The organism is Mesorhizobium calcicola (assembly GCF_042682105.1).
Classification (GTDB): Bacteria; Pseudomonadota; Alphaproteobacteria; order Rhizobiales; family Rhizobiaceae; genus Mesorhizobium; species Mesorhizobium calcicola.
Window position 1 is genome coordinate 14515 of sequence record NZ_JBHUGY010000036.1, and the last position, 25254, is coordinate 39768.

At 62.9% G+C, this 25254-nt stretch carries 21 protein-coding genes; 15 read left to right on the forward strand and 6 right to left on the reverse strand.

Annotated features, from left to right (window positions below; translation table 11 throughout):
• Nucleotides 1-80 precede the first annotated feature (80 nt).
• The 3 genes from ACFSQT_RS23785 to ACFSQT_RS23795 all read left to right on the forward strand — a co-directional run bounded on the left by ACFSQT_RS23785 (nt 81) and on the right by ACFSQT_RS23795 (nt 1633).
• A complete protein-coding gene (locus tag ACFSQT_RS23785; protein ID WP_379022887.1) occupies nt 81-362 on the forward strand; it encodes a type II toxin-antitoxin system RelE/ParE family toxin in 282 nt (93 codons plus the stop codon).
• 37 nt (nt 363-399) lie between these two features.
• Nucleotides 400-699: a HigA family addiction module antitoxin gene (locus tag ACFSQT_RS23790; RefSeq protein WP_379022726.1), complete on the forward strand. Its 300-nt coding sequence runs from the start codon at nt 400-402 to the stop codon at nt 697-699.
• A 178-nt stretch (nt 700-877) separates the two neighbouring features.
• Nucleotides 878-1633, forward strand: a complete 756-nt coding sequence (locus tag ACFSQT_RS23795; RefSeq protein WP_379022728.1) for a DUF502 domain-containing protein — start codon at nt 878-880, stop codon at nt 1631-1633.
• Here ACFSQT_RS23795 and recG read toward each other — a convergent pair.
• The gene (gene recG / locus ACFSQT_RS23800) at nt 1585-3693 is read right to left on the reverse strand and encodes an ATP-dependent DNA helicase RecG (protein WP_379022730.1); all 2109 of its coding nucleotides are present in this window, start codon (nt 3691-3693) and stop codon (nt 1585-1587) included. The genes ACFSQT_RS23795 and recG overlap by 49 nt on opposite strands.
• A gap of 92 nt (nt 3694-3785) precedes the next feature.
• On the opposite strand from recG, the gene ACFSQT_RS23805 reads away from it, so the two are divergent.
• The 3 genes from ACFSQT_RS23805 to ACFSQT_RS23815 all read left to right on the forward strand — a co-directional run bounded on the left by ACFSQT_RS23805 (nt 3786) and on the right by ACFSQT_RS23815 (nt 9232).
• Nucleotides 3786-4073: a succinate dehydrogenase assembly factor 2 gene (locus ACFSQT_RS23805; protein WP_379022732.1), complete on the forward strand. Its 288-nt coding sequence runs from the start codon at nt 3786-3788 to the stop codon at nt 4071-4073.
• A 71-nt stretch (nt 4074-4144) separates the two neighbouring features.
• Nucleotides 4145-7642 (forward strand): transcription-repair coupling factor, encoded by a 3498-nt coding sequence (gene mfd / locus ACFSQT_RS23810; RefSeq protein WP_379022734.1) that lies wholly within the window; start codon nt 4145-4147, stop codon nt 7640-7642.
• 216 nt (nt 7643-7858) lie between these two features.
• A complete protein-coding gene (locus tag ACFSQT_RS23815; protein WP_379022889.1) occupies nt 7859-9232 on the forward strand; it encodes a class II 3-deoxy-7-phosphoheptulonate synthase in 1374 nt (457 codons plus the stop codon).
• Nucleotides 9233-9374: 142 nt separating this feature from the next.
• Here the strand turns inward: ACFSQT_RS23815 and ACFSQT_RS23820 are convergent, their stop codons facing one another.
• Entirely contained in the window at nt 9375-10445 is a 1071-nt protein-coding gene (locus ACFSQT_RS23820; RefSeq protein WP_379022736.1) for a GGDEF domain-containing protein, read from the reverse strand.
• A 430-nt stretch (nt 10446-10875) separates the two neighbouring features.
• Between ACFSQT_RS23820 and ACFSQT_RS23825 the strand changes: the two genes are divergently transcribed.
• From ACFSQT_RS23825 to ACFSQT_RS23835, 3 genes are all read left to right on the forward strand, one after another.
• Nucleotides 10876-11292, forward strand: coding sequence for a GFA family protein (locus ACFSQT_RS23825; protein WP_379022738.1), 417 nt, complete (start codon nt 10876-10878; stop codon nt 11290-11292).
• 81 nt (nt 11293-11373) lie between these two features.
• Nucleotides 11374-11733, forward strand: a complete 360-nt coding sequence (locus tag ACFSQT_RS23830) for a diacylglycerol kinase (protein WP_379022740.1) — start codon at nt 11374-11376, stop codon at nt 11731-11733.
• 97 nt (nt 11734-11830) lie between these two features.
• The gene (locus ACFSQT_RS23835; RefSeq protein ID WP_379022742.1) at nt 11831-12418 is read left to right on the forward strand and encodes a hemerythrin domain-containing protein; all 588 of its coding nucleotides are present in this window, start codon (nt 11831-11833) and stop codon (nt 12416-12418) included.
• A 146-nt stretch (nt 12419-12564) separates the two neighbouring features.
• Here ACFSQT_RS23835 and ACFSQT_RS23840 read toward each other — a convergent pair whose 3' ends face one another.
• Both ACFSQT_RS23840 and ACFSQT_RS23845 read right to left on the reverse strand, forming a co-directional pair.
• Nucleotides 12565-13152: a DedA family protein gene (locus tag ACFSQT_RS23840; RefSeq protein ID WP_379022744.1), complete on the reverse strand. Its 588-nt coding sequence runs from the start codon at nt 13150-13152 to the stop codon at nt 12565-12567.
• Nucleotides 13149-13712 carry a DUF1003 domain-containing protein gene (locus tag ACFSQT_RS23845; protein ID WP_379022746.1) on the reverse strand — a complete coding sequence of 188 codons (564 nt, stop codon included), beginning with the start codon at nt 13710-13712 and terminating at the stop codon, nt 13149-13151. Before ACFSQT_RS23845 ends, ACFSQT_RS23840 begins: the two co-directional genes overlap by 4 nt.
• A 191-nt stretch (nt 13713-13903) precedes the next feature.
• Between ACFSQT_RS23845 and ACFSQT_RS23850 the strand changes: the two genes are divergently transcribed.
• The 6 genes from ACFSQT_RS23850 to gltX all read left to right on the forward strand — a co-directional run bounded on the left by ACFSQT_RS23850 (nt 13904) and on the right by gltX (nt 21598).
• Entirely contained in the window at nt 13904-14620 is a 717-nt protein-coding gene (locus ACFSQT_RS23850; RefSeq protein WP_379022748.1) for a DNA-3-methyladenine glycosylase I, read from the forward strand.
• A gap of 177 nt (nt 14621-14797) precedes the next feature.
• On the forward strand, nt 14798-16474 hold the full coding sequence (locus ACFSQT_RS23855) for an NAD+ synthase (RefSeq protein WP_379022750.1): 1677 nt from the start codon (nt 14798-14800) through the stop codon (nt 16472-16474).
• Nucleotides 16475-16932: 458 nt separating this feature from the next.
• Nucleotides 16933-18738 (forward strand): ABC transporter ATP-binding protein, encoded by a 1806-nt coding sequence (locus ACFSQT_RS23860; RefSeq protein ID WP_379022752.1) that lies wholly within the window; start codon nt 16933-16935, stop codon nt 18736-18738.
• A 225-nt stretch (nt 18739-18963) separates the two neighbouring features.
• A complete protein-coding gene (locus tag ACFSQT_RS23865) occupies nt 18964-19629 on the forward strand; it encodes a hypothetical protein (protein WP_379022754.1) in 666 nt (221 codons plus the stop codon).
• 169 nt (nt 19630-19798) lie between these two features.
• On the forward strand, nt 19799-20131 hold the full coding sequence (locus ACFSQT_RS23870; RefSeq protein WP_379022756.1) for a hypothetical protein: 333 nt from the start codon (nt 19799-19801) through the stop codon (nt 20129-20131).
• A gap of 93 nt (nt 20132-20224) precedes the next feature.
• Entirely contained in the window at nt 20225-21598 is a 1374-nt protein-coding gene (gene gltX, locus ACFSQT_RS23875) for a glutamate--tRNA ligase (protein WP_379022758.1), read from the forward strand.
• Here the strand turns inward: gltX and ACFSQT_RS23880 are convergent.
• Complete coding sequence (locus ACFSQT_RS23880) at nt 21516-22715, reverse strand: DUF2865 domain-containing protein (protein WP_379022760.1); 1200 nt, start codon at nt 22713-22715, stop codon at nt 21516-21518. The genes gltX and ACFSQT_RS23880 overlap by 83 nt on opposite strands.
• Nucleotides 22716-22790: 75 nt before the next feature.
• The gene (locus tag ACFSQT_RS23885) at nt 22791-25115 is read right to left on the reverse strand and encodes an NADP-dependent malic enzyme (protein ID WP_379022762.1); all 2325 of its coding nucleotides are present in this window, start codon (nt 25113-25115) and stop codon (nt 22791-22793) included.
• Between the last annotated feature and the right edge of the window lie 139 nt (nt 25116-25254).

Sequence of the window (25254 nt, forward strand, 5' to 3'; positions counted from 1 at the left end):
CGACCGATATCATACTCGTATCGACCGGCGCCTTGCGCACCGTCTTGTATCAGTGTATGATACAGAGCGAGGGCGTGTATTTGATCGTTTCCTTCAAAGGCAAGGCGGTGGAAGCGGTTGCCGAGGGGAAGGCACCAAAAGGCTTTCCGCCGGATCTGGTCGCCCGTGGCGAACGCCGCCTTCGTGCGATCGAAAATGCCGTGCAACTGAATGACCTTCGATCGCCACCGGGAAACCACCTTGAAGCCCTAAAAGGGAGCCGAGTTGGACAGCATTCGATTTGCATCAACGACCAATGGCGCATCTGCTTCAGATGGACCGCTGCTGGCGCCGAAGACGTGGAGATCGTTGACTGCCACTGAGCGGGCTCTTGCCCTGAACCCTTGAGGATCCTGAACTATGCTCAAGTTCACACGTCCAGTTCATCCTGGAGAATTCCTGCGCGAAGAATATCTTGTTCCGCTTGGCATGAGTGCCGGCGCACTGGCGAAAAAGCTAAATCTTCCGCGCACCCGTATCGAGCGTATCGCCAAGGAGGAGATCGGCTTGACCCCCGATACGGCTCTTCGCCTCGCCAGATTTTTCAACACCACGCCCGAATTCTGGATGAATTTTCAGCAGGCCTATGAACTTGAAATCGAAGCCAGGAAACTGGCGCCGGAACTTGAGAAGATTGAGCCGCTGGAAGCGGCGGCATAATCAGCCCTTTAAAAACGTCGCAGCTCCAAAGCGCCTTCCGGTTCACGAAGCCGCTGTGATGGCATTTGCATCACAGCGGCTCTTTTTCTTTTTGAGCATGATCTTTTTCCGAAAACCGGTTCCCACTTTTCGGGATCATGCTCTAATGTTGCGCTGCAACCCGCGTCTCCGGTGAACCATGTCCGACGCTCCCAAGACCTCCGGCATGACCCGGCTGAGAAACTATTTCCTCACGGGCTTCGTCGTCTGCGCGCCGCTGGCGATCACCGCCTATATCGCCTGGTCGTTCATCGGCTGGGTCGATTCCTGGGTGAAGCCCTATATTCCGGCACGCTACAGCCCGGACACCTACCTGCCGTTTCCGGTCCCGGGTTTCGGGCTGATCGTCGCCTTGATCCTGATCACGCTGATCGGTTTCCTGACGGCCAACATTGTCGGCCGCGCCATCGTCAACTTCGGCGAGCGCCTGCTTGGCCGCATGCCGCTGGTGCGCGGCATCTATGGCTCGCTGAAGCAGATTTTCGAGACCGTGCTGTCGAACAAGGGGGATATGTTCCGGCAGGTCGGGCTGGTCGAATATCCGCGCAAAGGCGTCTGGTCGCTGGTGTTCGTCGCCAGCGAGAAGGAGACCGAGATCAACCAGAAGCTCGACCAGGCCGGCGATCCGCTGATCGCGGTGTTCATGCCCTGCACGCCGAATCCCACGACCGGTTTTCTCATGTATGTGCCGAAGTCCGACATCGTGCTGCTCGACATGACGATCGAGGACGGCGCCAAGCTGATCGTTTCCGCCGGGCTGGTGGCGCCCGAGGTCAAGCAAATGGTCGTCGTGAACGGCGAGCCGATCGATGGAGTGCTTGCCAACCCGTCGGTTGCCGCCTTGGCTCAGCCGGCGCGCAGCAGCCGCACGGCTTCGTCGCGGCCGAACAAGTAAAGCAACAGGCGCAACGCCTCGCCACGCTCGGATTGCAGCTCCGGGTCGCGAGACAGGATCAGCTTGGCGTCGTCGCGGGCGGCCTCTAAAAGGTCGGCATGCGCCTCGATGCGTGCCACCTGGAAACCCGGCGTGCCTGACTGGCGGGTGCCCAGCAATTCGCCTTCGCCGCGCAACTTCAGGTCTTCTTCCGCGATCAGGAATCCGTCCTCGGTCTCGCGCATCACCGACAGCCGGCGTTTTGCGGTCTCGCCGAGCGGGTCCTTGTAGAGCAGCACGCAAGAGGAAGGCTTGTCGCCGCGCCCGACCCGCCCACGCAACTGGTGCAACTGGGCAAGGCCGAAGCGCTCGGCATGTTCGATGACCATAACCGTGGCGTCCGGCACGTCGACGCCGACCTCGATCACGGTGGTGGCGATCAGGATGCGTGTCTCGCCCTGCTTGAAGGCGCGCATCGCCTCGTCCTTGTCGGCACCCTTCATGCGGCCATGGACAAGGCCGATCCGGTCACCAAACAGCGGCTGCAGCGAGGCGAAGCGGTCCTCGGCCGACATCAGCTTGATCTCTTCGGATTCCTCGACCAGCGGACAGATCCAGTAGATCTTCTGGCCGCCGGCGACGGCATCCACCATGCGGCCGACCAGTTCGTCGAGCCGCTCGAGCGGCAGCGTGACGGTGCGGATCGGCTGGCGGCCGGCCGGCTTCTCCGTCAGCTTCGACACGTCCATGTCGCCGAAGGCGGTCAGGACCAGCGTGCGCGGGATCGGCGTGGCGGTCATCACCAGCATGTCGGGCGCATCGCCCTTGGCAGTGATGGCGAGCCGCTGGTGGACGCCGAAACGATGCTGTTCGTCGATGACGGCGAAGACCAGATCGTGGAATGTGACGGTCTCCTGGAACAGGGCGTGCGTGCCGACGACGATGTCGATCTCGCCGCTCGCCAGACCGGTCAGCGTGTCGGTGCGCTCGCGGCCTTTCTCGCGGCCTGTCAGGATAGCGATGCGCAGCCCGACCTTGGCGGCAAGTGGCGCGATCGTCGCCAGATGCTGGCGGGCCAGGATTTCGGTCGGCGCCATGAGTGCTGCCTGGCCACCGGCCTCGACCGCACGCGCCATGGCCAGCAGCGCGACGACCGTCTTGCCGGAGCCGACATCGCCCTGCAGAAGCCGCAGCATGCGTTCGGGATCGGCGAGATCGGCATTGATTTCGGCCAGTGCGAATTCCTGGCTCGCGGTCAGCGAATAGGGGAGTGCGGCACGCAGTTTCTCGACGATGCTGCCGTCGCCGACCAGGGGGCGGCCGGACAGGCGGCGGATTTTTGCCCGCACCAGCGCCAGCGAGACCTGGCCCGCCAGAAACTCGTCATAGGCGAGGCGCCGCCACGCGGCGCCGTCAATGGAGACGTCGATCGGGTCGGCCGGGTTGTGGATGCGGGCGAGCGCATCGCCAAAGGCCGGAAAGGTGTGCCGGCGCATGAAGGCGCCGTCCTGCCATTCGGCCAATGCGGGCAAGCGCGCCAGCGCCTGGCCGATCGCCCGGCGCAGCACCTTGCCCGAAAGCCCGGTGGTGAGTGGATAGACCGGCTCAACCAGCGGCAGGTTTTCCGCTTCGCTGGCCAGCGCGATATGGTCGGGGTGGACCATGGTCGGGCGGCCGTTGAACCATTCCATGCGACCGGAGACCACGACATGCTCGCCCTCGGGCATCGCCTTTTCGAGATAGGAGGCATGGGCATGGAAGAAAGTCAGTGCGATCTCGCCGCTGTCGTCATGGGCGTAGACCCGGTAGGGCACCGACCTGTTGCCACGCGGCGGCGGCTGGTGGCGGTCGATACGCACCTCAAGCGTGACGATCGCGCCTTCGGCGGCGAGCGCGATGCCCGGCCGGTTGCGGCGGTCGATGACGGTGTGCGGCAGCACGAACAGAAGGTCGCCGGCGCGCGCGGCGCGATCACCGAGATCGGCCGTCACGACTTTCTCGATCAGCGCGCCGACCTTCGGTCCCACGCCGGCCAGCGAGGTGATCGGGACAAACAACGGATCGAGGATGGAAGGACGCATGATGTCAGCTTATGTCGCGACGGCCTCAGCGCAAGGCTGACAGCCCCTTCTATCCACGCTATATGCGCCGCAGCAAGTGAGGATGCAGCACGATGACCGGGACGACGAGATCAAGCGAAGGGCTGGACGCCCGCCGCCGCAAGCTTTTGTTTCGCTCCTGGCATCGCGGCATGCGCGAGATGGACCTGATCCTCGGCACCTTTGCCGACGCCGAGATCGGCGCCTTGACCGGCGACGAAATCGACCAATATGAGAGGCTCCTCGACATTCCCGACACCGAATTCCTGCCCATGGTCACCGGCGAACGCCCGGTTCCCCAGGATATGGATAGTGCCGTCCTGCAAAAGATCCTGGCTTTCCGCCACTCCATGACATTCTGAACACAAGCAATTCCAGGAAAAGTGCGAAGCGGTTTTCCGCCCGGAATTGCGACAAACAAGACCGTGATTTGATGAGCCTCATTCCCACCATCGGTCTGCCGAAAGGTCGCGCCGGCCAGTTCATCGTCGACGGCGTCGCCGACGGTTACGAAGCCTTTGCGCTGGTGCAGGCGGCACTCGAGATCGCGCCCGACAAGCCGGTGCTGTTCGTGGCGCGCGACGGCCAGCGTCTGCCGGCGATCATCGAGGCGCTGTCCTTCGCGGCGCCCGGCCTGCCGGTTCTCGAACTGCCGGCTTGGGATTGCTTGCCCTACGACCGCGTTTCGCCCGGCTCGGATGCCGCCGCCAAGCGGCTCGATGCATTGACGGCGATGATCGCGCTGGAGAAGAAGCCGCACCGCGCCGTCATCCTGACCACCGCCAATGCATTGCTGCAGCGCATTCCGCCGGCCGGCCTGGTCGAGGCACAGACCTTCCACGCCAGGCCCGGCAACCAGATCGACATGAACGCGCTGGTGTCGCGGCTGGAAACGTCCGGTTTCGAGCGCGTGCCTACCGTGCGTGGCATCGGTGAATTCGCCGTGCGCGGCGGCATTCTCGACCTGTTCGCCCCCGGCTGGACCGAGGCGCTCAGGCTCGATTTCTTCGGCGACACGCTGGAATCGATCCGCGTCTTCGACGCCGCCACGCAGCGCACCACCGGCCAGCGCAAGTCGATGGCGCTGCAGGCGATGAGCGAAGTGGCGCTGACGCCCGATACCATCAGCCGCTTCCGCCGCTCCCACATCGAAGCCTTTGGCGCACCCCAGCGCGACGACGGGCTCTATGCGGCGGTCAGCGAAGGACGACGCTTTGCCGGCATGGAACACTGGTTGCCGTTCTTCTACGAGCGGCTGGAGACTGTGTTCGACTATCTGCCGGACACACCTGTTGTGTTCGATCATCTGGCGCATGAGGCGCTGGCGGAACGACACACGCTGATCCTCGACCACTACGAAGCGCGGAGAAAGCAGGCCGACGGCGCGCTCAAGGATGCCGTGCCCTACAAGCCGGTGCCGCCGGACCTGCTCTATCTCTCGCCGGAAAACCTGATCGCGTCGCTCGGGCCGCGTGAGGCGATCGATTTCACGCCGTTCGACGCACCCGATGCCGGCGCGAAGAAGGTCTATCACGCCGGCTCGCGCCATGGCCGCAGCTTCGTCGAGGAGCGTGCCGATCCCGGCGTCAATGTCTTCGACGTCGTCGTCAGGCACATCGCCGACGAGCGCGCGGCGCGCCGCCGCGTCGTCATTGCCGGCTGGACCGAAGGTTCGCTCGACCGGCTTGGCCAGATCCTTGGCGAGCACCATCTCGGCAATCTCAAGCAGGTCGCCACGCTAGCGGAAGCCGAACAGCTCGAGCCGGGGCAGGCGGCTCTTGCCGTGCTGCCACTGGAATCCGGTTTCGAGACCGGAAGACTGGTCGTCGTCGCCGAACAGGACATTCTCGGCGACCGGCTGATCCGGCGTTCGAAGCGCAAGAAGCGGGCCTCCGACTTCATCGCCGAAGCCTCCGCACTGTCGGCCGGCGACATCGTCGTCCACGCCGACCATGGCATTGGCCGTTTCATCGGCCTGCGCACCATCGAGGCGGTCGGCGCGCCGCATGACTGCCTGGAAATCCACTATGCCGGCGACGACCGGCTGTTCCTGCCGGTCGAAAACATCGAGCTGCTGTCGCGCTACGGCTCGGATTCGGCCGAGGCGACGCTGGACAAGCTCGGCGGCGGCGCCTGGCAGTCGCGCAAGGCGCGGCTGAAGAAACGCCTGCTCGACATGGCCGGGCAACTGATCCGCATCGCCGCCGAACGGCAGATGCGCGCCGCACCGGCGCTGGTGCCGGCGGACAGCCTCTATGGTGAGTTCGCCGCCCGCTTCCCCTACGAGGAGACAGACGACCAGCAAACGGCGATCGATTCGGTCCGCGATGACCTTGGCGCCGGCAAGCCGATGGACCGGCTGATCTGTGGCGATGTCGGCTTCGGCAAGACGGAAGTCGCGCTGCGGGCCGCCTTCATCGCGGCGATGGAAGGCTTTCAGGTGGCGGTGGTGGTGCCGACCACGCTGTTGTCGCGCCAGCACTTCAAGACCTTTTCGCAGCGTTTTTCCGGCCTGCCGATCCGGGTCGCCCAGGCGTCGCGGCTGGTCGGCGCCAAGGAACTGGCCGAGACCAAGAAAGGCATCACCGAGGGCCAGGTCGACATCGTCGTCGGCACCCACGCGCTGCTTGGCGCCTCGATCTCGTTCAAGAACCTCGGCCTTTTGATCATCGACGAGGAGCAGCACTTTGGCGTCAAGCACAAGGAACGGCTGAAGGATCTGAAGACCGATGTCCACGTGCTGACGCTGTCGGCGACGCCGATACCGCGCACGCTGCAACTGGCGCTGACCGGGGTGCGCGAACTGTCGCTGATCGCCACGCCGCCGGTCGACCGCATGGCGGTGCGCACCTTCATCTCGCCCTTCGATCCGCTGGTCATCCGCGAGACGCTGCTTCGGGAGCGCTATCGCGGCGGCCACTCCTTCTATGTCGTTCCCCGCATCAGCGATCTGGCGGAAATCCATGATTTCCTGAGAGAATCCGTGCCGGAGTTGAAAGTGGCGGTGGCCCATGGCCAGATGCCGCCGGGCGAACTCGACGACATCATGAATGCCTTCTACGACGGCCAGTACGACGTGCTTTTGTCGACGACTATCGTCGAATCCGGCCTCGACATCCCGACCGCCAACACGCTGATCATCCATCGCGCCGACATGTTCGGGCTATCGCAGCTCTACCAGCTGCGCGGCCGCGTCGGACGCTCGAAGGTGCGTGCCTATGCGCTGTTCACGCTGCCGGCCAACCGCAAGCTGACCGACACCGCCGAGCGCCGGCTGAAGGTGTTGCAGTCGCTCGACACGCTGGGCGCCGGCTTCCAGCTGGCCAGCCACGACCTCGATATCAGAGGCGCCGGCAATCTTCTCGGTGAAGAACAGTCCGGCCACATCAAGGAGGTCGGTTTCGAGCTCTACCAGCAGATGCTGGAGGAGGCCGTTGCCGAGGTGAAGGATTCCGGCGAAGTCCAGGACGGCGGCTGGTCGCCGCAGATCGCCGTCGGCACGGCGGTGATGATCCCGGAAAGCTATGTGCCGGACCTGCAGCTCAGGCTGGCGCTCTACCGCCGCCTCGGCGACCTCGAAAACACTGAGGAGATCGATGCCTTCGGCGCCGAGCTGATCGACCGCTTCGGCCCGCTGCCCGAGGAGGTGAAGCATCTCTTGAAGATCGTCTTCATCAAGGCGCTCTGCCGCAAGGCTAATGTCGAAAAACTCGACGCCGGGCCGAAGGGCGTCGTCATCCATTTCCGCAAACGCGAATTCTCCAACCCGGTCGGGCTGGTCAGGTTCATTGGCGAGCAGGGTTCGCTGGCCAAGATCCGGCCCGACCACAGCGTCGTGTTCGCGCGCGACTGGCCGACGGCCGAAAAGCGGCTGGCGGGCTCAGCGGTCGTCATGACGCAACTGGCGCGGCTGGTGGAGAAGGCTGCGTAAAACAGCGATCGGGACACCGCTCTCGCCAGGCGCTGCATTCGCCACGCGGCCAAATCCGGTCTAGAATAGGAAATCGGCTTCGTGTATGGAGCCGCGATCCCCATATGGGGCGGATTGGCGGGCGATGGTGCCCGCTTTGTTGTTTGACGCAATTCCGGACGGAAAACCGTTTCACGCTTTTCCTGGAATTGCTCGGAAAGAGCGTTGGGTGCAGCGATGACGAAATGGTCGCCGAATTCGTGGAGAACGATGCCGATCAAGCAGGTTCCTGCCTATCCGGACCTTGCCGCGCTGAAGAACACGGAAGCCCAGCTCGCCACCTTTCCGCCGCTGGTTTTTGCAGGTGAGGCGCGCAAGCTGAAGAAGCAGTTGGCGGCGGTCGCTGCCGGTGACGCCTTCCTCCTCCAGGGCGGCGATTGCGCCGAGAGTTTTGCCGAACATGGCGCGGACAACATCCGCGACTTCTTCCGCGTCTTCCTGCAGATGTCGGTGGTGCTGACCTTTGCCGGCGCGCAGCCGGTGGTGAAGGTCGGCCGCGTTGCCGGCCAGTTCGCCAAGCCGCGTTCGTCCGACAACGAGACCAAGGGCGATGTGACGCTGCCCAGCTATCGCGGCGACATCATCAACGGCATCGAGTTCGATGCCAAGTCGCGCATTCCCGATCCGGCCCGGCAGGAAATGGCGTATCGCCAGTCGGCGGCGACGCTCAACCTTTTGCGCGCCTTCGCCCAGGGCGGTTATGCCAGCCTGGAGAATGTGCATAGCTGGATGCTCGGCTTCGTCTCCGACAGCCCGCAAGGCGAGAAGTATGAGTCCCTCGCCAACCGCATCACCGAAACGATGGACTTCATGAAGGCTGTAGGCATCACCTCGGAAACCAACTACGCGCTGCGCGAGACCGATTTCTACACCAGCCACGAGGCGCTGCTGCTCGGCTACGAGGAGGCGCTGACCCGTGTCGATTCGACCTCCGGCGACTGGTACGCCACGTCGGGCCATATGATCTGGATCGGCGATCGAACCCGCCAGCCCGACCATGCGCATGTCGAATATTGCCGCGGCATCAAGAATCCGCTTGGCCTGAAGTGCGGTCCGTCGCTGACGCCGGATGGATTGCTGGAGCTGATCGATCTGCTCAACCCGGAGAACGAGCCTGGTCGGCTGACGCTGATCGCACGCTTCGGCTCCGACAAGGTTGCGGACCATCTGCCGAAGCTGGTGCGCGCGGTGCAGAAGGAAGGCCGCAGCGTGGTGTGGTCGTCCGACCCGATGCACGGCAACACGATCGAGGCCGCCGGTTACAAGACCCGGCCGTTCGACCGCATCCTCAAGGAGGTGCAGACCTTCTTCGAGGTGCACCGCGCCGAAGGCACGCATCCGGGCGGCATCCATGTCGAAATGACCGGCAAGAACGTCACCGAGTGCACCGGTGGCGCCCGCGCCATCACCGCCGAGGAATTGCAGGACCGCTACCACACCCACTGCGATCCACGCCTGAACGCCGACCAGGCGATCGAACTGGCGTTCCTGGTCTCGGATCTGTTGAAGAAGAGCCACCCGGTGCAGCACAAGCAGGTTGCGAACGGTTGAGCTCGATTTCGGCCTGAAGGTTGACGCCAGGTCTGTCGCTCGATTGGCTTGGCCTTGGCAAAGCCACGGCACGTCAGCAACGCAATGTTGGCGCCCTTGGGGTCACGCGCGGAACGGTGGCGGATCGAAAGACGAGCGGCGCTCAGTCCTTCTTGTAGAGCAGCCAGCTCTTGCCGGCGCGACCGGCCATCGTCGAATGCTTGGTCACGCGGTTGCGGCCGCTGACCTTGGAGCGATAGAGCGCCCGGTCGGCCTTGGTGTAGAGATCCTCGGGCCCCTCGGCCTCGGATGCCATGCAGATGCCCATCGAGACGGTGACGGTGCCATAGTTCGTGCCGGTCTGGCTGCTGGTGAACGGCGTCTGCTCGATCAGGGCGCGGATACGCTCCGCGATCTCGTAGGTGGCGTCCTCGCTGGTACCCTCGATGATCAGCGCGAACTCCTCGCCGCCGGTGCGGGCGACGAACATGTCGCCGCGAATGCTGGTCCGAAAAATGTCGGCGATGATCTGAATGATCTTGTCGCCGACCGGGTGGCCGTAGCGGTCGTTGATGTCCTTGAAGCGATCGATGTCGGCAAGGATCAAGGCGTTGAACAGGATACCCTTGTTGCTGTTGTAGATCCTGGTGATTTCCTTATCGAAGGCGCGGCGATTCCAGATATGGGTCAACGGATCGGTGTCGGCCAGCCGCTTGTATTCCTCGAGCTTCGACTTGACGCTCTCGAGTTCGGCCGTCTTGTCGCGAAGCGTCGAGGCCACCTGCTTGCCGTGATCGATCGTCGAATCGGTGGCAATCGACATGGCGTTGGCGATCTTGTGCAAAAGATCCTGGGAGAGAAGGCTGCGGTTGCTTAGTCCGCTCGACGTCTCATCGAGGATCCTGCCGTATTTCTCGATGTGGCTGCGCTCGCTCCTCAGCAGCGAAGCGACCTCCTCAAGCTCCCTGGCAATCACGTCCCTGGCATGCTCGACGATCCCGGGGCCATGGTTATGGGCAAAGAAGGCGCGGCCGATCTGGTCCAGTTCATCCTGTGTCGGCCGGTTGCTCAGCGAAACGACGGCGAGGCTGAGCTCGCGATTGGTGCCGCTCAGTGCCTCATAGAAAATCTCGTAGTTGCGCGGCAGGCCGAGTACGCCCAACTGGCGCATTGTGGCGACAACAGTGGCCGCCATATCGGCGCTTCGTTCGGTCGGGACGGCTGCCGGCTGCATGTTCTGAGCACTCTTCCCCTCGGATTCCGCGCAGAATTAGCGGGTTCCATTTGTCGCCGACATGGGAACACTATCCGATAGTTCAGAACACCTTGCGAAGGGATGCGTCCCCACCCACGACCTTCGCTCGCCGTGACAATAAATGCGGGAGCGCTAAAGTTTCCTTAATCCGTTGAGCCTCGACAGGTTTTTCTCTCCCCGCGGCTGTAGAAGCATTAATTTGCGTACCAACAATCCGGGATGAACGCCAGCTCATCCGGGATGATGCCAGTTTGGTGGCTTCGAATGCGAAATTCGAGCATCACGCTGCTGAAAAATGAAACTTAATTTCACCAGCAAATGTCGCATTTGCTTGCGTATGGCCATCGCAAAGCTGGAATCCTGACGACGATGCTGATGTCAGGCAGAGTTTTCTTCAAGGAGGGTCGAAATGAGTGACAGTCACCTGGGATCGTGTCTGTGCGGAGCGGTTCGCTTCAGAACGCGTGGAGCGCTGCGCGGCGTCGTCTATTGTCATTGCTCGCAATGCAGGAAGCAAAGCGGACATTTCTACGCCGCGACCAATGTCGCGGACATCGACATCGCGATCGAGGGCGCGGAAAGCATCACTTGGTACGAAGCGTCTACCTTCGCCAGGCGTGGTTTTTGCAAGGCATGCGGGTCGCTGCTGTTCTGGAAGCCAAGAGACCAGAACTACATTTCGGTCATGGCGGGATCGTTCGACAGGCCGACGGGCCTGGAGGGCGGATGCCATATCTTCGTCGGCGACAAGGGCGACTATTACTCGATCAACGACGGGCTGCCGCAGTTTGAAAAGTCGACGCCGTCCATACCGGTCGCCGAATGAATCTTGGACAACTCGCCTTATTCCATTGATCTGGCCAGCCATTGCATTATCCCGTGCCGGTGATTCGGAAAGGGGTTTGGCATGCAGCGGCTGATCGACGCTTTTTTCAATTCGGTGCGGGCGTTTCGCAAGCTGGCTGTCAGCGAGAAGGCTTTTCAGCAGGAGCTGATGCTGCTCGCGCTCGCCTTGCCGCTCGGCTGGTTCGTTTCGATCTCGTGGCGCGGCTATGCCTTGCTGATCGGCGCGGTGCTGTTGCTGATCATGGTCGAGGTGCTGAACACCGGCATCGAGGCGGCCTGCGACGCCTTCAGCCGCGAGTTCAATGTCGATATCCAGCTGGCCAAGGATTGCGGTTCGCTGGCGGTGCTGATTTCGGTGGTCATCGTCGCCGGCGTCTGGGGCATCGCCATCATCGAACGCATCATCGGGCTACCGATCTAGCATCCCGGCTCCTATATGACGGTCACCACCACCTGATCCCGACCATGATCCATCCCGAAAAACCCATTTCTCGGGATCATGGTCTGAGGAGACTGTCATGTCGGACGCCACCGTTCTTCCCCTGCTCGAGCGAGCCGGCCTGCCGGACGATCTGCGCTGGCTGGCGCAAAAATACCCGCGTGAAGACTGGCAGGGCCACGCCAACATCCACGGCATTGCCAATATGTGGCTGCAGCGGCACGACATGTTCCGCGAACTCGGCGGCATGCTGACCAAGGGCATCGGCGACTACCGCGAGGGCAGGCTGACGGCGCCCGACTTCGCGCGCTGGTTCGCGCCGCGCCTCAACCATTTTCTCGGCAACCTCGATGGCCACCACAATGTCGAGGATCATCACTATTTCCCGGTGTTCGCCAAGGCGGAAACACGGCTGAAGCGCGGTTTCGAGATCCTCGATGCCGATCACCACACCATCCACGAAGGGCTGGAGCGCAATGCCGAGGCCGCCAACGCCTTCATCAAGACGCTTCAGGAGAGCGAGGACAGACAGCGCTTCGCCGCCGACGCCTATGCCGATGAAAACAGCCGGCTGATCGCCATGCTGACCCGGCATCTTGCCGACGAAGAAGATTTGATCATCCCTCTGATCCTCGATCGGGGTGATCAGGCGCTCGGCATCGACTAGACGTGCTAGATATTCAGGTGATGCCGGCCTGCGAATGCCGGCTTCCTGCGCTTCCGGTACTCACGTACCCAAAAGTACGCTCCGTTCCGGTTCTCGGAATCCGCCATTCTCGGCGCGGCCTGACCTGAATCTCAAGCACGTCCGGATCAAGTCTCTTTGGCACGTTCTTTCCTGGCGACATGCCGGGCGACGAACCAGGCAAGGATCGCCACCGTCAAGCCGATGCCGAGCCCGACCAGCAACCGCTCGTGACGCATCAATGCCTGGCCGATGAAGTGTTCGGCCCCCAGCCCAAAGACATAGCCGATGGTGCTGAACAGCACCGCCCAGGTCGTCGATGAAATGGCGTTGAGGATGACGAAGCGGGGTGCTGCGATGTTGGAAAGGCCGGCCGCGACGCCACCGACAAGGCGCATGCCGTAGACATAGCGGTTCGACAGCACGAAAATGTCGGGATGGGTATTGAGCAGGCGAAAGGCACGGCGAAAGCCGGGCCGCTTGCGCAACCTGACGACATAAGGATGGTCGGCAAAGCTTCGTCCAAGAATGAAGAAGAAGGTGTCGCCGACGAAGGCGCCAAGGGCGGCCGCGAGGAAGGCGTGCCACAGCACGAAGACTTGCTGGTGCGCGAAGAAGCCACCGAGGATGGCAGCACTTTCGCCCTCGGCGACGCAGCCGAGAAAGACGGCCAGCAGGCCGTATTGTTCGATGAGGTGATGGACCGTGTCGGTCATGAAGGCGATTGCTGCTGCGACAGCCTTTCGTCGATCTGCCTGACGAGGTCGGCCAGCCGCACGATCTCGTCGCGCATGCCGAGAATCTGGCCGTGGCGGAGTTCGTCCAGCTTTTCATGCAGCGCCATGATCTCGATCTCGGCCTTCAGGTTGACCTCATAATCGTGGGCGGCGTCGATGCGGTCGCGTTCGGTCTGGCGGTTCTGCGCCATCATGATCACCGGCGCCTGCAAGGCAGCGATCATCGACAGCACGAGGTTGAGGAAGATGAACGGGTAGGGGTCGAAAGCGTCGCGCGACAAGAGCCAGACATTGCCTGCGGTCCACAGGATCAGAAAGGCGATGAAGGTCAGGATGAAGGACCACGAGCCGCCGATCCGCGCGATCGTATCGGCGAGACGGTCGCCGAAGGTCTGGTGGAAAGCTACAGCCTTGTTGGTGTCCCGCGAGATGGTGGTGCGTTCGAGCGTCGATTGCAGCACCCGGTTTTCGAGCTGGCTGAGCCCGTCCGGCTGTCGCTTGAGCCAGCGGTTCGCCAGGTCGTCGATCGTCTTGTTCATGGCCGTCTCCAAGGGCTTGGCTTGCCCTAAAGCGTCGCGTTGAAACGGATTCAGGCGACGCGCTTTAGGTCTTTGTTCTTGTGCATGTCGTTGCCCCAAAACCGGGGCCACTTCTGAGCGACATGCACCAAGAGGTAGAGGCTGCCGGCTCCCACGGGAAGTGTTACATTGTCGCGAACAGCGAGGGATCGATGGCCGATTTTCAGAAAATTCGCCTGCGCGCCGCAAAACGCAAGGGCGGCGAGGCGGAGCTTTCCTCGCTTTTGGGGCCGGCGCCAGACAATGCGGACGTGGCTGACATCGCGGACGATCGCATTCTGTCTGTCATGGCCGAGCGCGTCTTTGCCGCCGGTTTTGTCTGGCGCGTCATCGAGCAGAAATGGCAAGGCTTCGAAGAGGCCTTTCTCCATTTCGAGCCGAAGCGTCTGTTGTTCCAGCCAGACGATTTCTGGCACGATCTGGCGTCCGATCAGCGCATCGTGCGCAACCCGCAGAAGATCAAATCAGTTCGCGACAACGCGGCCTTCGTCGAACGCGTGTCGAAAGAGCATGGCGGCTTCGGCAACTTCCTTGCCGAGTGGCCGGCCGATGATCAGGTCGGGCTGATGGCCTATCTCGGCAAGCATGGCAGCCGGCTTGGCGGCAACACCGGCCAGTATTTCCTGCGCTGGCTCGGCTGGGATGCCTTCGTCATTTCGGCTGATATGGCGGCAGCCCTTCGTGACGCCGGCCTCGACATCGCCGAAAGCCCCACTTCGAAGAGAGACCTCGACAAGATCCAGGCCCAGATCAACGAATGGGTGGCGCAGACGGGCCTGCCGCGCCGTCACATCTCACGCATCCTGGCGATGTCGATCGGCGAAAACCATTCGCCGGCAGCGTTGCGCGAATATATGGGCGACGACTGATCCGTGGTCGCCCAGCCACGATCTGACATCTTTAAGCGGTAAGCCACGATCGACATTCGTCGATCGGTAAGCCACGAATGACAGATGGTATTCGGTCCGGACACGAATGTATTCGGTCTGGAGTGGTCCAACCGAACGCCATTGCCCGGCGAATTCTGCCGCGCTAAGTCAGCAGGCATGACCAAAAAGCTCGACATCCTGCGCATAGCCGTCGCCCAGCTCAACCCGACTGTCGGCGACATATCAGGCAATCTCGCCAAGGCGCGCGAGGCGAGGGCGGATGCCGCCCGCCAGGGCGCCGATCTCGTGCTCTATACCGAGCTTTTCCTCGCCGGCTATCCGCCGGAGGATCTGGTGCTGAAGCCGGCCTTCCTGAAGGCCTGCGAAAAAGCGGCACAGGATTTTGCCGCCGACACCGCCGATGGCGGCCCCGGCGTCATCATCGGCACGCCGTTGAAGCGCAAGAGCGGCACGCACAATTCGATTGTCTTCGCCGATGGCGGCAAGATCATCGCCGAGCGCTACAAGCTCGATCTGCCGAATTATGGCGAATTCGACGAGAAGCGCGTCTTCCAGGCCGGGCCCGAGATCCAGGGGCCGGTCAATTTCCGCGGCGTGCGGATCGGAGTTCCGATCTGCGAGGACATCTGGGGCGATGTCGACATCTGCGAGACGCTGGCCGAAAGCGGGGCGGAAATCCTGCTGGTGCCGAACGGGTCGCCCTATTATCGCGCCAAGATCGATGTCCGCCATCAGGTCGTCATCCGCCAGGTCATCGAATGCGGGCTGCCGATGATCTATGCCAACCAGCTCGGCGGCCAGGACGAGCTGATCTTCGACGGCGCGTCGTTTGCCATCGGCTCCGACAAGACGCTGGCGTTCCAGATGAGCCAGTTCGAGGAAGCGGTCGACATCACCACCTGGAAACGAACGGATGGCGGCTGGATCTGCTCGGAAGGGCCGATGTCGAAGATCCCGGACAGGGAGGAGGCAGACTACCGCGCCTGCATGCTGGGCCTGCGCGACTACGTCAACAAGAACGGCTTCAAGAACGTCGTGCTCGGCCTGTCCGGCGGCATCGATTCGGCGATCTGCGCGGCCCTTGCCGTCGATGCGCTTGGCGAGGAACGCTTGCGCGCAGTGATGATGCCCTACCGCTATACTTCGAAGGACTCACTCAAGGATGCCGAGGACTGCGCCCGCGCGCTTGGCTGCCGTTATGACATCGTGCCGATCTTCGAACCGGTCGAAGGCTTCCTGCACGCACTGACGCAGATGTTCGAAGGCACCAAGGAAGGCATCACCGAGGAGAATTTGCAGAGCCGCGCGCGCGGCACCATCCTGATGGCGATCTCCAACAAGTTTGGCTCGATGGTCGTCACCACCGGCAACAAGAGCGAGATGTCGGTCGGCTATGCCACGCTCTACGGTGACATGAATGGCGGCTTCAATCCGATAAAGGACCTTTACAAGATGCAGGTCTATGCGCTGTCGCGCTGGCGCAACAGCCACGTGCCGCCGGGCGCGCTCGGGCCTTCGGGCGAGGTGATCCCGAAGAACATCATCGACAAGGCGCCGTCGGCGGAGTTGCGCGAAAACCAGACCGACCAGGATTCGCTGCCGCCCTATCCGGTGCTGGACGATATCCTCGAATGCCTGGTCGAGAACGAGATGGGGGTCGACGACATCGTTGCACGCGGTCACGACCGGGCGACGGTGACGCGCATCGAGCACCTGCTCTACATCGCCGAATACAAGCGCCGGCAGGCTGCACCCGGCGTGAAGATCACCAGGAAGAACTTCGGCCGCGACCGCCGCTACCCCATCACCAACCGTTTCAGGGATCGCGGCTAGTCTTCGCGGCAGAGCAAGGGTAGCATCGATGTGACGACCGCGATTGCCGATCGGAAGGCCCATCTCGTGGTGCCGTAAGAACTGCTCGCCGAACCATTGTTGCAAAATAACCTCAGTGCCTGGACCAGATGAGCTTTTGGCGAGAGCTCGTCTTGGCGATGCATCAGGGCATCTCTATAAGGACCGTTCCGCGATTCTCAGCGGGAGGTCCGAATGGCAGTATTTCAAATGGTAATGCGAGGCCGCGAAGCCTAGGTCTCATCAGGCGTTCCGCGAAGGTTTACCCTTCGCACGGATGCCGGATTGAGCACAGGCTTATGCCGATGCCGGTCGCCGCCCGCTAACGGGCGAGACGCCAAATACGCCACTCCGCATTCTGGGCAACCATTGGCCCCTTGCGCGGCTTCTTCAATTTTCGACCTTACTGGGATCGGGCTCGTTTGCGCCCGAATGACATCATGGCTCGTTTTAAGATCGATTTGCGCGCGAGCGCCTTTCGCAGCGTTCTTGGTTTCACGCTCACCCATTGGCGGCGCCAGCCATGGCGGCTTTCGCTCATCATGGGCGGCTTCCTGCTGTCGACGCTGGCCGACGTCTTGACGCCGCTCTATTCCGGCCGGCTGGTCGACGCCGTCGCCAGCAGCGCCGGCGCCGACGCGGTTGCCTGGAATGCGGCGATGACATCGTTTTCGATACTGATGGTCCTGGCATTGACCGGCGTCGTGCTGCGCAACCTTGCGTTCATGGCGATCGTCGAGTTGACGCTTAAGATGATGGCGGATATCGCCGCTGACGCCTTCCATCGCGTCCAGCGCTTCTCCACCGACTGGCACGCCAACAGCTTTGCCGGTTCGACCGTGCGCAAGGTGACGCGCGGCATGTGGGCGCTCGACCTGCTCAACGACACGATCCTGATCGCGCTGCTGCCGTCCGTCATCATGCTAGTCGGCTCGACGCTGCTGCTTGGCTGGTTCTGGCCGCTGATGGGCGCGGTCGTCGCCGCCGGTTCGGTACTGTTCATCACGGTGACGGCGATGCTGTCGCTTGGCTATGTCGCACCGGCGGCAAGGCTCGCCAACACTTGGGACACGCGCCTCGGCGGTTCGCTGGCCGACGCGGTCAGCTGCAACGCCGTGGTCAAGGGCTTTGGCGCCGAGGCGCGCGAGGAGCGCCGCCTCGCCAGGGTTGTCGCCAAATGGCGCGCGCGCACGCGGCGCACCTGGGTGCGCGGCACCATCAACGGCACCACGCAAGGGGCGCTGCTGCTGGTCATGAGGGCCGCTGTGATCGGCCTGGCGCTGATGCTGTGGTCATGGGGGCAAGCGAGCGCCGGCGACGTCGCCTTCGTGCTGACCTCGTTTTTCGTGCTGCAGGGTTATCTCAGGGATATCGGCACGCATATCCGCAACCTGCAGCGCTCGATCAACGACATGGAGGAACTGGTCGATTTCCAGTCCGAACCGCTCGGCATCGAAGACCGTCCCGGCGCCAAGCCGATCCGGATCACGCGAGGCCACATCAGCTTCGACAACGTCACCTTCCACTACGGCAACCATCGATCGCCGCTTTACCGCGACTTCTCGGTCAATATCGCGCCGGGTGAACGGGTCGGGCTCGTCGGCCATTCGGGTTCGGGCAAAACGACTTTCGTCAAGCTTATCCAGCGGCTCTATGATGTGAACGCGGGGAAAATCCTGGTCGACGGCCAGGACATCTCACAGGTGGCGCAAGCGTCACTGCGCGGGCAGATCGCCATCGTCCAGCAGGAGCCGATCCTGTTCCACCGGTCGCTGGCCGAGAACATTGCCTATGCCCGGCCGACAGCGACGCAGGATGAGATCGAACACGCCGCGAAGCTGGCGAGTGCGCACGACTTCATCGCCAACCTGCCGAAGGGCTACGGCACGCTGGTCGGCGAACGCGGCGTAAAACTGTCGGGCGGCGAGCGGCAGCGCGTGGCGATCGCGCGCGCTTTCCTTGCCGATGCGCGCATCCTGATCCTGGACGAGGCGACATCAAGCCTCGATTCGGAATCGGAAGTGCTGATCCAGCAAGCAATGGAGCGGCTGATGGTCGGCCGCACGACGCTGGTCATCGCGCACCGGCTTTCGACGGTGCGGGCGCTCGACAGGCTGCTGGTCTTCGATCGCGGCGACATCGTCGAGGAAGGCTCGCATGGCGAGCTGATCCGGCTGAAGGGCGGCATCTACCGCCGGCTGTTCGAGCGACAGGCACTTGAACTGACCAAGGGCCTGGTCATCTGACCTGAGGTGGCCTCCGGCTTCGGCCGGAGGCCACCTCAGTCGGGCGCTATTGCGGAAGCGGTATCCAGTGCGTTTCCAGATCCTGAGTTTTGAGACGTCTTGTTTACGTTGTTGCTACCACTGGTTGGTATACATCTGCTCAAAGCAACCCAGAGACGGTCTATGCATATTCTGGAATCCGATTAACCTGCGCAGGATTTCGCCCTGCGGCAGATAGGCTTCACGATGCATCTTGTTTCCGCAAATGCCGGTCCGGAAAAGATGGCCGCGCCGTCGGTGCTGGAATCTCGGCACGGCTCGGTTCGGCCGCTCGTAGCCGAAGATCTCGAGCGCGTCGCCGCACTCTTCCTGACGAAGTTTCGCCGCCGGCGGCGTCACCTCCTCGATCGCGCGATCGCGGAGACGGCCGAGTATATGAGAGAGATTTATCTTGACCCTGCCGGCCAGTCCGGTGCGAGCAACGCTCTTGTCCAGATCAATCCGCAGGGTCGTCTGGGTGGGTTCCTCGGCGTCTTGAAAGCCCGCTTCGAGCTCAACGGAACGGCATTGAATGCGGCGATCATCGGTCCGCTGATGGCCGGCACCGATCATGGCTCGGCCGCACCACAATTGCTGCGTGCCTTGAATCAAGGCGAATTCGACCTGCAGCTGACCGATTCGACAAACCGGACATCCTTGCCCTTCGCGCGCCCGATGAAGTATCAGCTCCTGCCGGTGCATTGTCTGGGATGGACCTGTATTTTCCGGCCGGCCGGAATGGCCGTCGCAGTGCTGCACCGTAAATCTGCCTCGCCTTGCACTCGATCCCAGCGCGCGAGCATTCGATGCTCTTGCGAAAAGAAAGTTCGAGCATCCCGTCCAGCTTTCATCGTCGCAACGGGTCCAACATGAGCCGATCGATGCCGCGCAATTTGCCGAGCGGCTGCCGACCCTCCTGTCCGATTACGCTCTTCGACCGAGTTGGAAGGATGGCGAGCTGCCACGGCTGCTCGCGCTGGCGGCCGAGAAGCGGGCCGACGGGCCACTTCATTTCGGCGGGACTTACGATGAAACGGGCAAAATGCTCGGTTGCTATGCCTTCTACGGTCAAGCCGGCGGCATCGCGAGCCTGTTGCAGATCCAGGCGTCCGGATCTCACTGGGGCGCGACGCTGGATGGCCTTGTCGCGGCCGCGTGGGATATGGGCTGCGTGGGCATCACCGGGCAGTCGCAGAGCAGATTCAGGCCTCAGCTCTTCGGCTACAAGAATCTCTTCTTCCGCTATGCCGGGGGGACGATGGTCCGCTCGCGAATCGCTGAGGTCACGGAAGCGGTCCGCTCCGGCGACATCTTCATCGGTGGGTTGATGGGCGACCGCTGGACCCGCCTCAGTTCCGATGACTTCGGCCACTGATCGCCTTTTCATTCCGGTTGCCATGTTCTATGTCTGCCGCACGGCGCGGGGGCGCGTCTTGTCAACCACAAAAGCATCCGGTACGCCCCGTTCATGACAGTTACCGTTCGTTTCGCCCCGTCGCCAACCGGCCGCATCCATATCGGCAATGCGCGCACCGCCCTGTTCAACTGGCTGTTTGCCATGAACAACAAGGGCCGCTTCATCCAGCGTTTCGACGACACCGACATTGCCCGCTCGAAGCAGGAATTTTCCGACGCCATCCTCTACGACCTGCATTGGCTCGGCATTTTCCCGGATGCCACCGAATACCAGTCGCGGCGCTTCGAGGTCTATGACGCGGCGGTCGAGAGGCTGAAGGCGGCCGGCGTTCTCTACGCCTGCTACGAAACGCCGGAGGAACTCGATCTCAGGCGCAAGGTGCGCCGCACGCGCGGCCTGCCGCCGGTCTATGGCCGCGAGGCGCTGGCGCTTTCGCAGGAGCAGATCGCCGAATACCAGGCCGATGGCCGCCGGCCGCACTGGCGTTTCCTGTTGCCCAATTTCTCCGGCGATCCGCTGCAGCCCGAACGCACCGAAATCCATTGGCACGATCTGGTGCGCGGCGAGGAAACCGTCGACCTTGCCTCGCTGTCGGACCCGGTCCTGCTGCGCGAGGACGGCACCTATCTCTATACGCTGCCTTCGGTGGTCGACGACATCGAGATGGGCGTCAGCCATGTCATCCGCGGCGACGACCATGTCACCAACACCGGCGTGCAGATCGCCCTGTTCCAGGCGCTGGCCGCCGAGCCGCCGGTGTTCGGCCACCACAACCTCCTGACCACGGCATCGGGCGAGGGGCTGTCGAAGCGCACCGGCGCGCTCTCCATCGAAAGCCTGCGCGAGGACGGCATCGAGCCGATGGCCGTCGCTTCGCTGGCCGTGCTGGTCGGCACCTCGGAGAATGTCGCGGCGGTGCCTGATATGGCCGAACTCGCCGAACGCTTCGATCCGGCGGCGACATCGAAATCGGCGGCGAAGTTCGATCCCGACGAACTGTTCGTACTCAACCGGGCGCTGTTGCACCATATGCCGTTCTCCGAGGTGCAGGACCGGCTGATAGTGCTCGGCGTCTCGGGTGAGCAGGCTGAACCGTTCTGGCTGGCGGTGCGCGGCAATCTCGACAGGCTGGCCGATGCGGTGAGATGGTGGCGTATTTTGCGCGAGGGTCCGCTGGAGAGGCCGGAATTTTCCGATGACGATCGCGATTTCCTAGGCCAGGCCTTCGATCTTCTGCCTGAGGAACCCTGGAGCGGGACGATCTGGAAGGACTGGACGGGCAAGATCAGGGAAGCGACCGGCCGCAAGGGCAAGGCGTTGTTCATGCCGCTGAGGCTCGCCCTTACCGGACTGCCTTCGGGGCCGGAGCTTGCAGATCTATTGCCGCTGATGGGTCGGGAAGGAACGCTGGCCCGACGACCCTGACCTTGCGCTGCTCCGGCGGCAAGGCGGACACCGGCGACGGCACCGGCTTGGCGGAAAGCCGCTTGATCGCCTCGCGGTCGAGACCGCCCTCAAGATTGGCCAGGGTTTCCGGATCGGTACCCGGATCGGGCTTGGAAACCGGGGTCGGAATGAACGGTGCCGCGTCCGTTTCGGGCTGCGACTGCTCAGGGTTCGGCGGATTGCCGGCGATGATCTGGAAATTCTGCGCGGCGTTGCAGCCGCAAGCCGGCGGTCGCGACATGTTGGACTGCTTGTAGAGATAGGCGGTCGGCAATTCGCTGTAGGGCCTGCCGGTGACCGACGACGTCATGTCAGCCGAATCATCGTCCATGCCGCGTGAATAGAAAACCTGCATCTCGGTGCCCGGGCAGCTCGATTCGCAATTCTTCTGGTCGCGTTCGAAATCGCTTGTGGAGGCCGAGTTCGACATCGGGAAGAAGTAGCCGTCGCAGGTGCGCACGCATGTGGTGTGGAACTCACCGCCGCCGCCCGGAAAATCCGGTACGCCGGGCCGGTTGAGCACCCGGCTGCCATTGCGTTCCTCGCCGAGATCGTCAGGCTCATCGAGCATATCGAGCTGCTGGCTATTGCCGCCGAAAAGCTGGTCGAACAGGTTTGCGTTGCCGTCTTCCCGATTCGCTTCCTGCAGCGGCGCGCGCTGCGGTGCAACGGTGTCGTCTCGGCAACCCTTGGCGTCGAGCGCCGCCAGGATGCGGCCGCGGTCGCGGCGTGAGCCGCCGCTGGCGAGCCGGGCGCGCTTGGCCTGCAGGCTATCGAGATTGGTACTCATGCGGTCGATGGTGGCGTTGAGCGCGGCGCACTCGCGGACGTTGCGGCTGAACAGTGAAAAACCGCAACCGGCGCTGCTGGACTGGCTGCGGGCCCTCGATATCTGTTCGACTTGCCGTTCGATAGCGGCGTCGTATTTCCGGATCAACGCCGGACCGCCACCGCCGCCGCGTGAGGCAGCGGCAAGATCGGCTTCCAGCTGCCGGCAGGCCCGCGAGGCGGCCTGTGGCTCGGCTACCCAGCTGCCGGACAGCAAAAGGCCAAGCAGCACGGCAGCACGCGCCTGCTTCCACCCTCCGCTTGCCATCCGCCCAAACTCCGCCTGTTCGTCCGCAAGGCTACCGTGTCCGCGGTTAACTGCAGTTTACCGCGAAATCCGTGTTTAGCCCAGATTGACGACCGCTTGCGCCTTGTGGGCGGCTTCGACCACGGCAAGCGCCGTCATGTTGACGACGCCGCGCGACGTGACCGACGGCGTCAAAATATGCGCCGGCATGTCGGTGCCGAGCAGGATCGGTCCGACATGCAGCGCGTCCATCATGGTCCTGAGCGCGGTCAGCGTGATGTTGGCGGAATCGAGGTTGGGGAAGACCAGCAGATTGGCTTCACCCTTCAGTCTGGAGTGAGGATAGACGCGCTGGCGCAGATGCTCCGACAAGGCAGTGTCCGCATGCATCTCGCCGTCGCACTCCAGCTCGGGCGCGATGCGCGCCAGGATCGCCGCCGCTTGCCGCATCTTGAGCGCGCTCGGCGAATCGCGCGAGCCGAAATCCGAATGCGACAGCAGCGCCGCCTTCGGCTCGATGCCGAAGCGCTGGATTTCTTCCGCCGCCAGCACCGTCATTTCGGCAATCTCTTCGGCCGTCGGGTCGACGGAGACATGCGTGTCGGTCAGGAAGATAATGCCGCGCTGCGAGATCAGCATCGAAAGTGTCGACAGGTCATGATCCTTGATGCCGGCGCGAGGACCGATGATCAAAGTGACATTGCGCAGATGCCGCTCGAAGCGCCCTTCAAGCCCGCAAACCATGGCGTCGGCATCGCCGCGCTTCAGCGCCAGCGCGGCGATGACCGTGTTGTCGGTGCGCACCATGGTGCGCGCCGCTTCCGTCGTCACACCGCGCCGGCCGGCGAGTTCGATGAGCAGGTCGACATAGTGGCGATAGCGCGGATCGTCCTCGGGATTGATCAGGCCGAAATCGACGCCGGGCTTGATGCGCAAGCCGTAGCGCTTCAGGCGCACATCGATGACATGCGGGCGGCCGATCAGGATCGGCTCGGCGATGCCTTCCTCGAGCACCACCTGGGCGGCGCGCAATACGCGCTCGTCTTCACCGTCGGCATAGATGACGCGCTTGGCGGCCGACGCCTTGGCGGACGAGAACACCGGCTTCATCACCAGGCCGGAGCGGAAGACAAAGCGGTTCAGCTTGTCGATATAGGCGGCGAAGTCGCTGATCGGCCTTGTCGCGACACCAGTGTCGCAGGCCGCCCTGGCGACCGCCGGAGCGATGCGCAGGATCAGGCGCGGATCGAAGGGCGAGGGGATCAGGAACTCGGGCCCGAAGATCGGCGTCTCGCCGGAATAGGCGCGTGCCGCGACATCGGAGGGTTCTTCTCGGGCAAGCGCTGCGATCGCCCGCACCGCCGCCATCTTCATCTCCTCGTTGATGGCGCTGGCGCCACAATCTAGCGCACCGCGAAAGATGTAAGGAAAGCACAGTACGTTGTTGACCTGATTGGGAAAATCGGACCTGCCCGTGCAGATCATCGCATCGGGACGCGCGGCGCGCGCCGCTTCCGGCATGATCTCCGGATTGGGGTTGGCCAGCGCCAGGATCAACGGTTTCGGGGCCATGTGCTGCAACAGTTCCGGCTTCAGCACGCCTGCCGCCGAGAGGCCGAGGAAGACGTCGGCGCCGGGGATGACATCGGCCAGCGTGCGCGCGTCGGTGTCCTTCACATAGGGGTCTTTCCAGCGGTCCATCTCGTCGACGCGGCCCTTGTAGGCGACGCCGAAACGGTCGGTGACCCAGATGTTTTCCACCCGCGCGCCAAGCGAGACCAAGAGGTTGAGGCAGGCAAGGGCCGCCGCACCCGCACCTGACGTGACGATCTTGATGTCCGAGATGGTCTTGCCGGCGAACTCCAGTCCATTGAGCACGGCGGCGGCGACGATGATGGCGGTGCCGTGCTGGTCGTCGTGGAACACCGGAATGCCCATGCGGGCTTTCAACTGTTCCTCGACCTCGAAGCATTCGGGCGCCTTGATGTCTTCGAGGTTGATGCCGCCGAAGGTCGGTTCCAGCGCCGAGATCGTCTCGACCATGCGCTCGATTTCCGGCGCATCGATCTCGATGTCGAAGACGTCGATGCCGGCGAATTTCTTGAACAGGACAGCCTTGCCTTCCATGACCGGCTTGGAGGCCAGCGGGCCGATATTGCCGAGACCGAGCACGGCCGATCCGTTGGAGACGACGCCGACCAGATTGGCCCGCGCGGTGTAGTCGGCGGCAGTCGCCGGATCGTCGCGGATTTCGAGGCAAGGGGCGGCGACGCCTGGCGAATAGGCGAGCGCGAGGTCGCGCTGGTTGCCGAGCGGCTTGGTCGCCTGGATCTCGAGCTTTCCCGGTCTTGGATGCTTGTGGAAGTAGAGGGCGGCTTCGTCGAGGTCCGAACGTGCCGTCTTTTTGCTCTCGCCTTCCATGCGGCCGCTCCCTCGAAATCTGCCTGGAGATTCCTTTTAGCATGCGGCCGAGGTTTGTCGCGACGCTAATTGACGCGCCGGCAGGGTTCGCCGGCGGCGCGCCTAAACCGATGGTCTATCAGATGCTTATGCCGATTTC